The 13,256-nt window shown below is 66.9% G+C and carries 12 protein-coding genes; 1 reads left to right on the top strand and 11 read right to left on the bottom strand.

Translation table 11 applies throughout. The features are described 5' to 3' along the window. Positions 1-77 precede the first annotated feature (77 nt). The 8 genes from DELCS14_RS06115 to DELCS14_RS06080 form a co-directional block, all read right to left on the bottom strand. Positions 78-875 carry an SDR family oxidoreductase gene (locus tag DELCS14_RS06115; protein ID WP_013800893.1) on the bottom strand — a complete coding sequence of 266 codons (798 nt, stop codon included), beginning with the start codon at positions 873-875 and terminating at the stop codon, positions 78-80. Positions 876-1,032: 157 nt separating this feature from the next. Next, a complete protein-coding gene (locus DELCS14_RS06110) occupies positions 1,033-2,349 on the bottom strand; it encodes a DUF3422 domain-containing protein (RefSeq protein WP_013800892.1) in 1,317 nt (438 codons plus the stop codon). A 154-nt stretch (positions 2,350-2,503) separates the two neighbouring features. Continuing rightward, on the bottom strand, positions 2,504-4,015 hold the full coding sequence (locus DELCS14_RS06105) for a tripartite tricarboxylate transporter permease (RefSeq protein ID WP_012207191.1): 1,512 nt from the start codon (positions 4,013-4,015) through the stop codon (positions 2,504-2,506). A 15-nt stretch (positions 4,016-4,030) separates the two neighbouring features. After that, positions 4,031-4,519: a tripartite tricarboxylate transporter TctB family protein gene (locus DELCS14_RS06100; protein WP_013800891.1), complete on the bottom strand. Its 489-nt coding sequence runs from the start codon at positions 4,517-4,519 to the stop codon at positions 4,031-4,033. Positions 4,520-4,726: 207 nt separating this feature from the next. Further along, on the bottom strand, positions 4,727-6,529 hold the full coding sequence (locus tag DELCS14_RS06095; RefSeq protein WP_013800890.1) for a GspE/PulE family protein: 1,803 nt from the start codon (positions 6,527-6,529) through the stop codon (positions 4,727-4,729). Positions 6,530-6,613: 84 nt separating this feature from the next. After that, complete coding sequence (locus DELCS14_RS06090) at positions 6,614-7,423, bottom strand: hypothetical protein (protein ID WP_013800889.1); 810 nt, start codon at positions 7,421-7,423, stop codon at positions 6,614-6,616. Between the two features lie 19 nt (positions 7,424-7,442). After that, positions 7,443-7,988: a DNA-deoxyinosine glycosylase gene (locus DELCS14_RS06085; protein ID WP_013800888.1), complete on the bottom strand. Its 546-nt coding sequence runs from the start codon at positions 7,986-7,988 to the stop codon at positions 7,443-7,445. 75 nt (positions 7,989-8,063) lie between these two features. Next, positions 8,064-8,885 (bottom strand): TatD family hydrolase, encoded by an 822-nt coding sequence (locus tag DELCS14_RS06080; RefSeq protein ID WP_013800887.1) that lies wholly within the window; start codon positions 8,883-8,885, stop codon positions 8,064-8,066. Positions 8,886-9,099: 214 nt separating this feature from the next. Here DELCS14_RS06080 and DELCS14_RS06075 point away from each other — a divergent pair, with 214 nt between their 5' ends. Beyond that, positions 9,100-10,566, top strand: a complete 1,467-nt coding sequence (locus DELCS14_RS06075) for a methyl-accepting chemotaxis protein (RefSeq protein ID WP_013800886.1) — start codon at positions 9,100-9,102, stop codon at positions 10,564-10,566. A gap of 34 nt (positions 10,567-10,600) precedes the next feature. On the opposite strand, the gene lolD is transcribed toward DELCS14_RS06075, so the two are convergent. From lolD to DELCS14_RS06060, 3 genes are all read right to left on the bottom strand, one after another. Further along, a complete protein-coding gene (lolD, locus tag DELCS14_RS06070; protein WP_013800885.1) occupies positions 10,601-11,317 on the bottom strand; it encodes a lipoprotein-releasing ABC transporter ATP-binding protein LolD in 717 nt (238 codons plus the stop codon). After that, positions 11,310-12,563 (bottom strand): lipoprotein-releasing ABC transporter permease subunit, encoded by a 1,254-nt coding sequence (locus DELCS14_RS06065; RefSeq protein WP_043796595.1) that lies wholly within the window; start codon positions 12,561-12,563, stop codon positions 11,310-11,312. The genes lolD and DELCS14_RS06065 overlap by 8 nt, the downstream gene beginning before the upstream one ends. A 61-nt stretch (positions 12,564-12,624) precedes the next feature. Further along, positions 12,625-13,095: a MarR family transcriptional regulator gene (locus tag DELCS14_RS06060; protein WP_034396824.1), complete on the bottom strand. Its 471-nt coding sequence runs from the start codon at positions 13,093-13,095 to the stop codon at positions 12,625-12,627. Positions 13,096-13,256 lie beyond the last annotated feature (161 nt).

The raw sequence follows: 13,256 nt of genomic DNA, 5'->3' as shown, positions 1-13,256 counted from the left end.
CTGCGCAACCATGCAAGGGACCATTTCCCGGGCCTTGCCGGCCCTGGACCCGTTCATGGAGGCAGTGCACGGGCGCATCAGAAGGTTCCTGCGTACAGGCCGCCGTCGGGCAGGATGTTCTGACCCGTCATGTAGCCCGCGTGCGCGCTGCACAGGAAGGCGCAGATGGCACCGAATTCATCGGGCGTGCCGAAGCGGCGGGCCGGCACCTGGGATTGCTGCACCAGGCGCACATCGTCCAGGCTCTTGCCGCTCTTGTTGGCGGCGGCCGTGAAGGTGGTGCGCAGGCGATCGGTGTCGAACTTGCCGGGCAGCAGGTTGTTGATGGTCACGCCCTTGGCCGCGATGCCACTGCGCGCCAGGCCCGCCACAAAGCCCGTGAGGCCGCTGCGCGCGCCATTGGACAGGCCCAGGATGTCGATGGGCGCCTTCACGGCGCTGGAGGTGATGTTGACGATGCGGCCGAATCCGCGCGCCGCCATGCCGTCCACCGTGGCCTTGATCAGCTCGATGGGCGTGAGCATGTTGGCGTCCACGGCCTTGAGCCAGGCCGCGCGGTCCCAGTCGCGGAAATCACCGGGCGGCGGGCCGCCGGCATTGGTGACGACAATGTCGAAATCCACGCCCGGGCCACCGGCTGCCGACAGCACGGCGGCGCGGCCTTCCTCGGTGGTGATGTCGGCCGCCACGGCCAGCACCTTCACCTGCGGCGCCAGGGCGGCAAGGCTGGCCGCAGCCTCCTGCAGTGCCTCGGGATTGCGCGCATTGATCACCAGGTTCACGCCCTCTTGCGCCAGCGCCTTGGCACAGCCAAAGCCCAGGCCCTTGCTGGCGCCACATACCAGGGCCCACTTGCCCGCGATTCCCAGATCCATGTCTCACTCCTGAACAAAAAAAGCCTTGCTCGATCCTTGCAGAACGGCAGCGCACATTGTGCGCGAGGCTTCGATGCTTTCACGCCAAACGTGTGAAAACGCGAAAACGCCGCTGCTGGGGAACACAGGCGCATGGGCGGGGCTGCGGGAGCTCCCTTCAGTGCGTGCCGGACCCGTGCTGGCCACGGAACAATCTGTGGTGCAGCCTGCGCAGCGACCACCATACGCCCAGTGCCACCACGGGAATGGCGACGGCGGCCGTGCTCTCCGGCGACCAGGGCCAGCCCAGCGTCTTGGCGCCCTTGGCCAGGTAGCTGATCAGGCCCGTGAAGTAGTAGGTGATGGCGGCCACGGACAGGCCCTCCACCGTGGACTGCAACTTCAACTGCATGTCCTGGCGCTGGTTCATGGCGCCCAGCAACTGCTGGCTGCTTTGCTGCTGCTCGATCTCCACCCGCGTGCGCAGCAGGCTGCTGACGCGCGAGACGCGCTCGGACAGCGCGTTCTGCCGCCGCGCTGCCCATTCGCAGGTGCTGCGCGCCGGCGTCAGGCGCCGGTCCATGAACTCGCGGATGGTCTGTATGCCGTCGATGCGCGATTCCTGGATGTCCTGAATGCGCTTGTCCACCAGTTCGAAATAGGCCGCGCTGGCGGAAAAGCGCGAATGCGTGGTGGCGTATTCGCTCTCCACCTGCCCGGCCAGGCGTGTCAGCCGGTCCAGCAGTGCCGGCTCGGCATCGCGGTCGGCAAGCCGGATGGAATGGGCCAGGGCCGCAAGATCCCGCTCGGCCGTGGCCAGTACGGCAGCGGCCTGGCGGGCTGCCGGCAGGCCCAGCAGGGCCGCCATGCGGTAGGTCTCGATCTCCAGCAGCCGCTGCACCAGCCGCCCCAGGCGGCGTGGCGACAATGACTCGCCGGCCAGCAGCAGCATGCGCGAGAAGCCATCGGCATGGATGGCGAAGTCGGTGTAGACCTTGCCCGCATCGCCGGCCACGCGCGCACCCACCAGCGTGTCTTCCTGCAGCAGGTGGCGCACCAGATGCGGCTCATTGACCGCCTGCTCCTGCAAGGCCCACAGGTGCAGGCCGCTCAGGCACTGGCCGGGCAAGGCCGCCAGCCAGTCGCGCGGCACGTAGTCGATGGCGGCTTCGGGCTCGCGCACATCGTCCATGCCGGCCTGCGACATGGGCTTGCTGAAGGTCCAGCAGACGAACTCCGTGTGCAGTTCCCAGCGCAGGTGGAAGGCGCCCAGGTCGATCAGCACATGGGTGGTCGCCGCATCGGGCGGCGGCAGGTGGTGGTTGCGCAGCAGGGTGGCCACATGGGCGCGGCTGGCCTCGCGCTGGGCCGCATCGGTGAGCATCACCACATGGGTGATGGCCAGCGGCGCCTGCATCTCCTCGGCCGGGCGGGCGTGGATCTCGTTGTGCAGCAGCACGCGCTGCGGGTGCTGGGATGACAGTAGTGGGGACATCGTGACCTCGAAAGACTGCGCGCTATTGTGCAGTCACGGGCGCGTCGGCTCCCAGGCATCCGGGATCAACAGCTTTCCACCGGGATCGCTTGTTGACCAAAAAAAAAACGGCCCCGAAGGGCCGTCAAGCAACATGGTTGCAACGCTGAGGCGATCAATCCTCTACGAATGCTTCTTCGCGCTTGTTCTTCACTGCAGGCATCAGCACCACCACCAGCAGCACCACGGCGGCGAGCAGCAGGCCGGCCGAGATCGGACGGGTCACGAACACGCTCCAGTCGCCACGCGACAGCAGCAGCGCCCGGCGCAGGTTCTCTTCCATCATCGGGCCCAGGATGAAGCCCAGCAGCAAGGGAGCCGGTTCGGTGCCCAGCTTGTGGAACACATAGCCCACGAAGCCGAAGATACCCACCATCCACACGTCCCAGGTGTTGTTGTTGGTACCGTACACGCCGATCGCGCAGAACAGCACGATGGACGGGAACAGCCAGCGGTAGGGCACGGTCAGCAGCTTGATCCAGATGCCGATCAGCGGCAGGTTCAGCACGATCAGCATCAGGTTGCCGATCCACATCGAGGCGATCAGGCCCCAGAACAGCTCGGGGTTGCTGGTCATCACCTGCGGGCCCGGCTGGATGTTGTGGATGGTCATCGCGCCCACCATCAGCGCCATCACGGCGTTGGGCGGAATGCCCAGCGTCAGCAGCGGGATGAAGGAGGTCTGCGAACCGGCGTTGTTGGCCGACTCGGGAGCGCACACGCCGCGGATGTTGCCTTGACCGAAGGGGACTTCGCCCGGCTTGAGCTTGGTCTTCTTCTCGATCGTGTAGGCAGCAAAGGCCGACAGCATGGCACCGCCACCGGGCAGGATACCCAGGGCAGAACCCAGGGCCGTGCCGCGCAGCATGGCCGGAATCATGTGCTTGAAGTCTTCCTTCGTGGGCATCAGGCCCGTCACCTTGGCGGCGAACACTTCGCGCTCGTCTTCAGGCTTGGACAGGTTGGCAATGATTTCGCCGTAGCCGAACACACCCATGGCGATCACGACGAAGTCGATACCGTCGGTCAGCTCGGGAATGTCGAAGCTGTAGCGGGCAACGCCGGAGTTCACGTCGGTGCCGACCATGCCCAGCAGCAGGCCCAGCACGATCATGGCAATGGCCTTGAGCAGCGAGCCCGAAGCCAGCACCACGGCGCCGATCAGGCCCAGGGTCATCAGGGAGAAGTACTCGGCAGGGCCGAACTTGAAGGCGACTTCCGTCAGCGGAGGCGCGAAGGCGGCCAGGATCACGGTGCCCACGCAACCTGCGAAGAACGAGCCTATGCCTGCGGCAGCGAGAGCGGGTCCCGCTCGCCCCTTTCTTGCCATCTGGTAGCCGTCGATCACGGTCACCACGGACGAGGATTCACCAGGCAGGTTCACCAAAATGGCGGTGGTCGAGCCACCGTACTGCGCACCGTAGTAAATACCGGCCAGCATGATCAGCGCCGCCACCGGAGGCAGGGCGTAGGTTGCTGGCAGCAGCATGGCGATCGTTGCCACGGGGCCGATGCCTGGAAGCACGCCGATGAGCGTACCGAGCAGACAGCCGACGAAGCAGTAGATCAGGTTCTGGAAAGTGAAGGCGACGCCGAAGCCGGTCGCCAGGTTCTGAAAAAGTTCCACGGACGATGCTCCTGCTTAACCGGTGATGAAGCTGGGCCAGACGGGGAACTGAAGATTCAGTGCCCACACGAAGGCCACATAGCTGCCCACAGCAAGGACGGTGGACAGAATTGCCACTTCCTTGAACTTGAAGCTATGACCGCCCAGGCTGGCGATGAACACCAGCGCGTAGATGGCGACGATCAGACCGAACTGGGGAATGCCCAGATTGGGAACGCCGACCAGCAGTACGCCGAACGCGAAGTTCGCAGCCAGGACGAAGAACACTTGCTTCCACGCCCACTTGCCGATCTTGTCACCGCCCGAAGGACCCTTGGTCAGGCCGGTGAAGCAGATGGCCGTGCCCAGAATGGACATCAGCACACCCAGGATCAGCGGGAAGTAGCCCGGGCCCATGCGGGCACCGGTGCCGACGGTGTAGTTGGTAGCGCCGATCGCAAAAGCGAGGCCGATAACCAAAAACATCACGCCCGAAAAAAAGTCTTTCTGACTCTTGATTTTCACGAGAATGTCTCCTTACGGAATCACGACCCGGCGATTTTGCGTTCAGAAAAACTGTGTCTGGATGTGGATTCCACCTACAAAGGGCATACCCTCATGTCCTACCCGCATGAATGAAAAAAGGTGCCAGCACGGGGCACCCGATCCATCCATGTCAAAGGCCTGCGCCAGAGCAGGCACTCACGCTCCAACCCACCAATCGACTGCCCATCATCCCAGCAAGGGCGTGCTGGCCATGACCTCGTCCAGCGTGGTCACGCCTTCGGCCACGCGCAGGGCACCTGCCAGGCGCAGCGGGCGCATGCCGTCCTGCACGGCCTGGCGGCGCAGCGCATCCATGGAAGGCGAGGTGTGGACCTGCTGCTTGAGCGCCTCGCTCACGGTCAGCAGCTCGTACAGGCCCATGCGCCCGCGAAAGCCCGTCATGCGGCACTCCACGCAGCCCACGGGCTTGTAGGGCTGGTAGCTGCCTGACAGTTTCCAGGGCCGCACGGCCTCGGCCAGCGTGGCGGCCGAGGTCTCCTCGTCGCGCTGCTTGCACTGCGGGCACAGCGTGCGCACCAGGCGCTGGGCCAGCACACCGAGCAGCGTGGCATTGATCAGGTAGGGCGGCACGCCCAGCTCCATCAGCCGGCTCACGGCGCTGGGCGCATCGTTGGTGTGCAGCGTGGAGAACACCAGGTGGCCGGTCAGCGCGGCCTGCACGGCCATTTCGGCGGTGGCCAGGTCGCGGATTTCGCCCACCATGATGATGTCCGGGTCCTGGCGCATCAGCGAGCGCAGTCCCTCGGTAAAGCCGAAGTCCAGCTGAGGCTGCACCTGGGTCTGGTTGAAGCTGGGCTCGATCATTTCGATCGGGTCTTCCACGGTGCTGACATTGACCGCCTCCGTGGCCACCCGCTTGAGCGTGGAGTACAGCGTGGTGGTCTTGCCCGAGCCCGTGGGCCCGGTCACGAGGATGATGCCGTGCGGGCGGCGCACCAGCTCGTTCCAGCGCTGGGCGTCATGGCTGGTGAAGCCCAGTGCATCCAGGTCCTTGACCGTGTTGTCGGGATCGAAGATCCGCATCACCAGCTTCTCGCCAAAGGCCGTGGGCAGCGTGGACAGGCGCATTTCCACCTCGTCACCGCGCGGGTTGCGGGTCTTGATGCGGCCATCCTGCGGGCGGCGCTTTTCCACCACGTCCATGCGCCCCAGCAGCTTCACGCGCGAGACCATGGCATTGAGCACGCCCATGGGCACCTGGTAGACCGGGTGGAGCACGCCGTCGATGCGAAAACGGATCACGCCCTGCTCGCGCCGGGGCTCCATGTGGATGTCGCTGGCGCGCTGGTCGAAGGCGTATTGCCACAGCCAGTCCACCACGCGCACCACGCCCTGGTCATTGGCGTCGAGCTGCTTGCTGCTGTTGCCCAGCTCCACCAGCTGCTCGAAGCTGGCCGCGCTGGCTGCGCCGCCCGCCTTCTCGGCTGCGCGCACCGATTTGGCCAGCGCAAAGAATTCGCCCGTGTAGCGCTTGAGGTCCAGCGGACTGGCCAGCACGCGGCGCACCTTGCGGCGCGCCTGGCGCTCGACCTCGGCCACCCAGTCGTCGATGAAGGGCTCGGCCGTGGCCACCACCACTTCCTGCGGCGATACCTGCACGGGCAGCACCTTGTGGCGCTCGGCATAGCTGGCGCTCATGATTTCGCCGACGCGGCCCGCATCCACGCGCAGCGGGTCGATGCGCAGGTAGGCCATGCCGCTGCGGGTTGCCAGGTACTGGGTCAGCTCCTCAATGTCCAGCGCGCGCCCGTCGCCGGCGCGGGCCACGCCCACGTTGGCCAGCCGGACCAGCGGGTGCTGGGTGCTCTCGGCCTGCGAGCAGCGCGCCACGGTGCGCTGGGCCTCTTCGGCCGTGATCACGCCATCGGCCAGCAGCCACTGCACCAGCCTGCGCCAGTCCAGGGGCCCCGAAGGATTGCTGGGAACAACGGCGGGTTTGGGCTGTGCGGTGGAGGTCGGATCGGACATGGCGTTGGGCCGGAAGCTGAACTGCGCCCTATGGTAAGCCTGCCGGCCGCCCTGCCCGGCAAGCCCCGCTCTACCAGCCCCGCTCTACCAGGGCCGCACGAAGATCTTGGGCCAGCGCGTCGTGGGCAGGTCCCAGCGGGCCTGCACCTGGGCGCTGGCAGCCTGCAGCGCGACGGGGTCGAGCGCGCGCGGCGTGCGCTGGGCCAGCACCACGGTGTTGCCCTCGCGCGTGGGGCGGAAGGCCCACATGGCCTCTTCGCCAAAGGCTTCGGCCATGCGCGCCAGGCTGCGCTCGTAGCTGGAGGTGCGGCCGAACAGGTTGACGGTCATGATGCCGTCCTCGGTCAGCAGATTGCGGCAGTCGGCATAGAACTCGGCGCTGTCCAGCACGGGCGCGGCCGCATCGTGGTCATAGAGATCAACGGCCAGCGCATCGACCGTGCCCAGCCACTGGCTCTTGCGGATTTCCTGGGCCGCATCGGCCAGCACCACGCGCAGCGTGTCGCTGTCGGGCGGCAGCTTGAACCAGCTGCGGCACACGGCCAGCACCTGCGGGTTCAGCTCGATGGCCGTGGTGCGCATGCGCAGCTTCTTGTGGCAGAACTTGGTGATGGCGGCCGCGCCCAGGCCCAGCTGCATGGCATGGCGGCCAGCCACGCTGGCGGGCTCCATGAACAGCAGCCAGCCCATCATGCGCTGCACGTATTCGAGCTCGATCTCGAACGGCTCGCGTATGCGCATGGAGCCCTGGATCCAGGGCGTGCCCAGGTGCAGGTGGCGCACATCGCCATCGTCAGAGACGCTGACTTCAGGCAGCTCGATGTCTGCGGCGGTGGTGGCGCTGGAGGAAGAGGATGGGGCTGCCTTGGCGGCGCCGCGGGTCTTGCGTATCACGTCGGGAACAGTCAAAAAATCAGAGCAATTGATGGGCAGCCAGCGCCTCGCGCCAGGCCTGGACCTTGCGCGCGAAACTCCAGCTCGCGTTGGCCGGGCTGGTCGATGGCAGCTTCACGGCGGCCAGGCCCAGGGCCTGCGTGCGGCCAGCGTGCTTGTAGCTCTCGCCACCGTTGTGCAGGGCCAGCGCCAGTCGGGGGCAATGCGTGCGCAGCGCCACGAAATCATTCACCTCGGCCGCGCGTATGGCGCTGTCCAGGCTGCCTTCGCGCTCGCAGCTGGCATACACGTCCCACAGGCCCAGGCCGCGGGCCAGCAGCCATTCGCAGCGGCCCGCATAGTCGTCGCGGCCGGGCTGCGGATGCCCGGGCCACAGGGCCTGGAGCAAGGGCCAGAACTGGTTTTGCGGATGGGCATAGTACTGCTGCAGTTGCAGCGATCGCAGGCCCGGAAAGCTGCCCAGCACCAGGGCCCGGGTCCGCGCATCGGCCACCGGCGCCAGGCCCTGCCAGCGCGGGGCGCCGGGGGGCGGCAGGTCGGGAACGGTCAAGGACATGGCCGGCATTGTCGCCCAGCGGTCGCCGGGCTGCTGGCAGCGGGCGGCAAGACCGCTCAGGTTCAGGTTCCGCTCCAGCCTGGTTCAGGCCATGGCGGGCAGGCCGCGCAGCGCGGCACGCGCGTTGCGGCCCGTGGCCTCGGCCAGGGCCTGGGGCGTGATGCCGCGCAACTGCGCAATCACGTCCGCAATGCGTGCCAGCTCGGCCGGCGTATTGCGGCCCTGGGCCTGGCCTTGGGCACGCTGCCCGGCCGTGGTGTAGAGCCAGTGCGGCGGAATGTCGGGGGCATCGGTTTCCAGCACCAGCGCATCCAGCGGCAGGGCGGCTGCCAGCTCGCGCAGCTTGAGCGCCCGGTCATAGGTCACGGCCCCGCCAAAGCCCAGCTTGAAGCCCAGGTCGATGAAGGCCTGGGCCTGCTGCACGCTGCCGTTGAAGGCATGGGCAATGCCGCCCGCCACAGGCCGCGCGCGCAGGGTCTTGAGCAGCCGGTCACTGGATTTGCGCACATGCAGGATGACGGGCAGGTCGAACTCGCGCGCCAGCGCGATCTGCTGCTCGTAGAACCAGATCTGCCGGTCCGCATCCAGCCCGGGCACGAAGAAGTCCAGGCCGATCTCGCCCACGGCCACCAGTTGCGCATCGCCGCGCAACCGCGCCAGCGTCTCGCGCAATGCGGCAATGTCCTGCTCGCGGGCATTGGGCGTGTACAGCGGATGGATGCCCAGCGCATAGCTGTCGCCATGGCGCCGCGCCAGCGCCACCACCGTGTCCCAGTGCTCGCGCGCCACGGCCGGTATCACCAGATGTGCAACGCCTGTCTCGGCCGCCTGCGCGCGCACGGCATCGCGGTCGGCATCGAATTCAGGGGCGTCAAGGTGGCAATGGGTGTCTATCCAGGCGGGCATGGCCGCATCATGCCACCGGCCTGCACCCGGCTCGCCAGAGGCAGGCAATGCGAAAACCAAGGGCAAACCCTGGGCTTATTGCGAGCTGGCTCCGTTTGACAAAATCAATACCCGAAACACTTGGCGGTCCATATAAATACATAAAGAAACATTTACACCCCCGCGTCGAGCTCTCGCAACACCGGCAGGCATTCTTTGGAGAGAGGAATTTCCCATGAAGCGCTCAGCATGGAGTCGGATCCTGGACCTGGGTGGCGCACGCCGCCAGGCGGAACTGGATGGGCAGTTGGCAGCCATCCACAAGTCCCAGGCCGTGATCGAGTTCGATCTGCAAGGCCATGTGCTGGCCGCCAACCAGAACTTCCTGGACACCATGGGCTATGAGGAAGGCGAGGTCATCGGCCAGCACCACCGCATGTTCGTGGACCACCAGATGAGCGAGTCGCCTGAATACACCGCGTTCTGGCAGCGCCTGGGCAGCGGCATCCACGACGCGGGGCGCTACCGCCGCATTGCCAAGGACGGGCGCGATGTCTGGCTGCAGGCCAGCTACAACCCCATCTTCGATCGCCATGGCAGGCCCTTCAAGGTGGTGAAGTACGCCACCGACATCACCGAGCAGCAGCGCCGCAACGCCGACGCCGAAGGCCAGCTGGCCGCCATCTCCAAGGTGCAGGCCATCATCGAGTTCGACCTGCAGGGCAACATCCTGCATGCCAACCGCCTGTTCCTGCAGGCCATGGGCTACACGCTGGATGAGGTCACGGGGCGGCACCACAGCATGTTCGTCCAGCCCCATGAACGCCACAGCCCCGAATATGCGCAGTTCTGGCGCAAGCTGGCCAGCGGCCAGCACGATGCGGGCCAGTACCTGCGCATCGGCAAGCACGGCCGCCAGGTCTGGATCGAGGCCAGCTACAACCCCATCCTCGATGCCGACGGCCGGCCCTTCAAGGTGGTCAAGTACGCCCGCGATATCACGCGCCGCTTCACGGCCGCGCAGACCCTGGGCGAGGCCATGCAGGGCCTGAGCGAAAGCGCCGAGCACGCAGGCCAGGCCAACGAACTGGCACGCCAGGCCTGCCTGGTGGCCGAGCAGGGCGGACGCACGGTGCACGAGGTCATGGGCACCATGGAGTCCATCAGCGCCAGCTCGCGCAAGATCAGCGACATCATCGGCGTGATGGACGGCATCGCCTTCCAGACCAATATCCTCGCGCTCAACGCTGCCGTGGAGGCGGCCCGCGCAGGCGAGCAGGGCCGGGGCTTTGCCGTGGTGGCGGGCGAGGTACGGGCACTGGCACAGAACAGCGCCGCCGCCGCCAAGGAAATCAAGCAGCTCATCCACACCTCGGTGGAGCAGGTGGCACTGGGCGCCAATCAGGTGCGCCAGGCCGGCGGCACCATGCAGGAGATCGTGGACTCCTCCCACCAGGTCACGGCCATCATGGGCGATGTGGTGCAGGCGTCCATGGCCCAGTCGGCACGCCTGCGCGAGGTGACGGCCGACCTGACGGCGCAGAGCGCGGCCGTCGCGGATGCATCCAGGGACCAGGCGCAGCGCAAGCCGCTGCCGGCATCCATCGTTCCCGCTGCGCCGCAGATCAAGTCGGCCCCGGCAGCGGTCGTGCTTCCCGCAGGCGCCCAGCGCCTGCCGGGCACCTTGCTGCGCATGGCCTGAGGCCAGACTCAGGCCTGCCGGTCAGGCCTGCCGGTCAGGCCAATTGGCCCTGCACCAGGCGCACCATGCGGTCGCAGCGCGCCGCCAGCTGCTCATCGTGGGTGACCATGACGAAGGCCGTGCCATGGCTGCGCGCCAGCTCCAGCATCAGACGGAACACGGTGTCGGCCGTGCTGCGGTCCAGGTTGCCCGTGGGCTCGTCGGCCAGCACGCAGGCCGGCTGGGTGACCAGGGCGCGGGCAATGGCCACGCGCTGGCGCTCGCCCCCCGACAGTTCGGCCGGACGGTGCAGCATGCGTTCGCCAAGGCCCACGGCCGCCAGCATGCGTGCGGCGCGCTCCATGCACTCGGCCCTGTCGTCGCGGCGTATGCGCAGCGGCATGGCCACGTTGTCCTGGGCGCTGAATTCGGGCAGCAGATGGTGGAACTGGTAGATGAAGCCCAGGTGCCTGTTGCGCAGCGCACCCTGCTTCTGGGCGCTGAGTTCATGCAGGGGCTCGCCCTTGAGGGTGACACTGCCGCTGGTGGGAGCGTCCAGCCCGCCTAGCAGGTGCAGCAGCGTGCTCTTGCCCGAGCCCGAGGCGCCGACAATGGCCAGCGTCTCGCCCGCACGCACCTGCAGATCGACACCTGCCAGCACCTGCACGTTGAGCCGGCCTTCGGCAAAGCGCTTGGTCAGGCCGCGCGCATCCAGGACCACGGCGCCCTGCTGGGACACTTCGAAACCGGGCATCACATTCACTTCATTCATAGCGCAGCGCCTCGGCGGGGTTCACGCGGCTGGCGCGCCAGCTGGGATAGATGGTGGCGACAAAGGCCAGGACCAGGGAGATCACGGCAATGGGCATGATGTCGCTGTACTGCGGATCGCTGGGCATCTTGCTGATCAGGTAGATGTCCTTGGGCAGGAAGTTGGCGTGCAGCAGGCGCTCGATGGCCGGCACGATGACATCGATGTTGAAGGCGATGCCCAGGCCCAGCAGCAGGCCCGCGAAGGTGCCGATGACGCCGACCATGGCGCCCTGCACCATGAAGATTCCCATGATGCTGGAAGGCGAGGCGCCCAGCGTGCGCAGGATGGCGATGTCGGCGCGCTTGTCGGTCACCGTCATCACCAGCGTGGACACCAGGTTGAACGCAGCCACGGCGACGATGAGCGTGAGGATGATGAACATCATGCGTTTTTCCAGCTGCACGGCCGCGAACCAGGTGCGGTTCTGCTGGGTCCAGTCGCGGATCAGCAGGCGGTCGGTGATGGTGTGGGCCAGTTCCATGGCCACGCGCGGCGCTTCGTGCAGGTCCTTGAGCTTCAGGCGGATGCCAGTCGGCCCTTCCAGGCGGAACAGGCGCTGCGCGTCCTCGTAATGCATCATCACCAGGGCCGAGTCGTATTCGTAGTGGCCGGAGTCGAAGGTGCCGACCACATGCATCTGCTTGAGGCGCGGCACCACGCCGGCCGGCGTGACCTGGCCGCCCGGGGCGATCAGCGTGACCATGTCGCCCTGGCGCACGCCCAGCGAGCGCGCCAGCTCCACGCCCAGCACCACGTTGAATTCACCAGGCAACAGGCGCTTGAGCACCTCGGCATTGGTGGCGGCCACATCGGTGACCTCGCCCTCGCGCGCCGGATCGATGCCGCGCACCAGGGTGCCCTTCATGTCCTCGCCACGCGCCAGCAGCGCCTGGGCCGCGACGAAGGGTGCAGCGCCCAGCACGTCGGGGTTGGCGCGCGCCTCGCGCATGGTGCGTTCCAGATCGGGCAGCGCCGCACCCTGGGGCGCGAAGATCTCGATGTGCGAGACCACGCTGAGCATGCGGTCGCGCACTTCCTTCTGGAAGCCGTTCATCACGCTGAGCACGATGATCAGCGCCGCCACACCGAGGGCGATGCCCAGCATGGAGACGCCGGAGATGAACGAGATGAAGCCGTTGCGGCGCGTGGCGCGCCCCGCCCGGGTGTAGCGCCAGCCGACGGCCAGTTCGTAGGGAAATTGCATGGGCATGCATTGTGTCATCGCCCACAGGCCCTGCATGGCGGCAGGCTTTGCCGTCGGCGTGTCAGCGCCGGTGCCGTCCGCGGTCCACACGCGGCAGGGCGTCGTAGCGGCCCTCCGCCTCCAGCGTCAGCGCATGGCGCTGCAGCCTGGCCAGCAAGGTATCGAATTGTGCGAGCTCCTCGTCGCTGAGCACGGACACCAGGTCCAGGTGGATCTGGGCCATGCGCGGCAGGATCAGGCCGTACATGCGCCGCCCCTCGGCGGTCAGCGACACGGCCACGCGGCGGCGGTCGCCGGGCATGGGGCTGCGCTGCACCCAGCCCTTTTCCTCCAGCCCGCTGAGGGCGCGCGAGGTGCGTGCGCGGTCCAGCTGCGCGCGTTCGGCCAGCTCCGACGACAGCAGGCCCTCGTTGGCAGCCACCGTGGCCATCACGCCCCACTCGCGGCGCGTGATGCCGAAATGCGCCTCGCACATGCGCATGGCCACGCCGCCCGCTGCACCGAAGTAGCGGTTGATGCGAAACAGCAGCATCTGCTGGATGGAGGTGGGAGCGGGACGGGTATTCACGGGGAACAGTTGATTAGATCAATTGCTGCGGGGACTTCTACAGTGGCCCCGTCCGGAAAGGAGACAACGGGAGCCACCGTCCGGAGCCGGCCTGGGGATTCTCGCAAAGCCCGGCGCCCCCGCAG

Origin of the sequence: Delftia sp. Cs1-4 (assembly GCF_000214395.1) — a bacterium.
GTDB classification, from domain to species: Bacteria; Pseudomonadota; Gammaproteobacteria; order Burkholderiales; family Burkholderiaceae_C; genus Comamonas; species Comamonas acidovorans.
Note: the sequence above shows the minus strand (reverse complement) of the source record. Positions and strands in the feature narration are given on the sequence as shown.

Excerpts from the sequence above, each read along its gene's own strand:
- DELCS14_RS06080 (WP_013800887.1), bottom strand. The coding sequence starts at position 8,885 with ATGCCCGCCTGGATAGACACCCATTGCCACCTTGACGCCCCTGAATTC.
- DELCS14_RS06085 (WP_013800888.1), bottom strand. The coding sequence starts at position 7,988 with ATGCCGGCCATGTCCTTGACCGTTCCCGACCTGCCGCCCCCCGGCGCC.
- DELCS14_RS06060 (WP_034396824.1), bottom strand. The coding sequence starts at position 13,095 with ATGCTGCTGTTTCGCATCAACCGCTACTTCGGTGCAGCGGGCGGCGTG.
- DELCS14_RS06065 (WP_043796595.1), bottom strand. The coding sequence starts at position 12,563 with ATGCAATTTCCCTACGAACTGGCCGTCGGCTGGCGCTACACCCGGGCG.
- lolD (WP_013800885.1), bottom strand. The coding sequence starts at position 11,317 with ATGAATGAAGTGAATGTGATGCCCGGTTTCGAAGTGTCCCAGCAGGGC.
- DELCS14_RS06110 (WP_013800892.1), bottom strand. The coding sequence starts at position 2,349 with ATGTCCCCACTACTGTCATCCCAGCACCCGCAGCGCGTGCTGCTGCAC.
- DELCS14_RS06075 (WP_013800886.1), top strand. The coding sequence starts at position 9,100 with ATGAAGCGCTCAGCATGGAGTCGGATCCTGGACCTGGGTGGCGCACGC.
- DELCS14_RS06095 (WP_013800890.1), bottom strand. The coding sequence starts at position 6,529 with ATGTCCGATCCGACCTCCACCGCACAGCCCAAACCCGCCGTTGTTCCC.
- DELCS14_RS06115 (WP_013800893.1), bottom strand. The coding sequence starts at position 875 with ATGGATCTGGGAATCGCGGGCAAGTGGGCCCTGGTATGTGGCGCCAGC.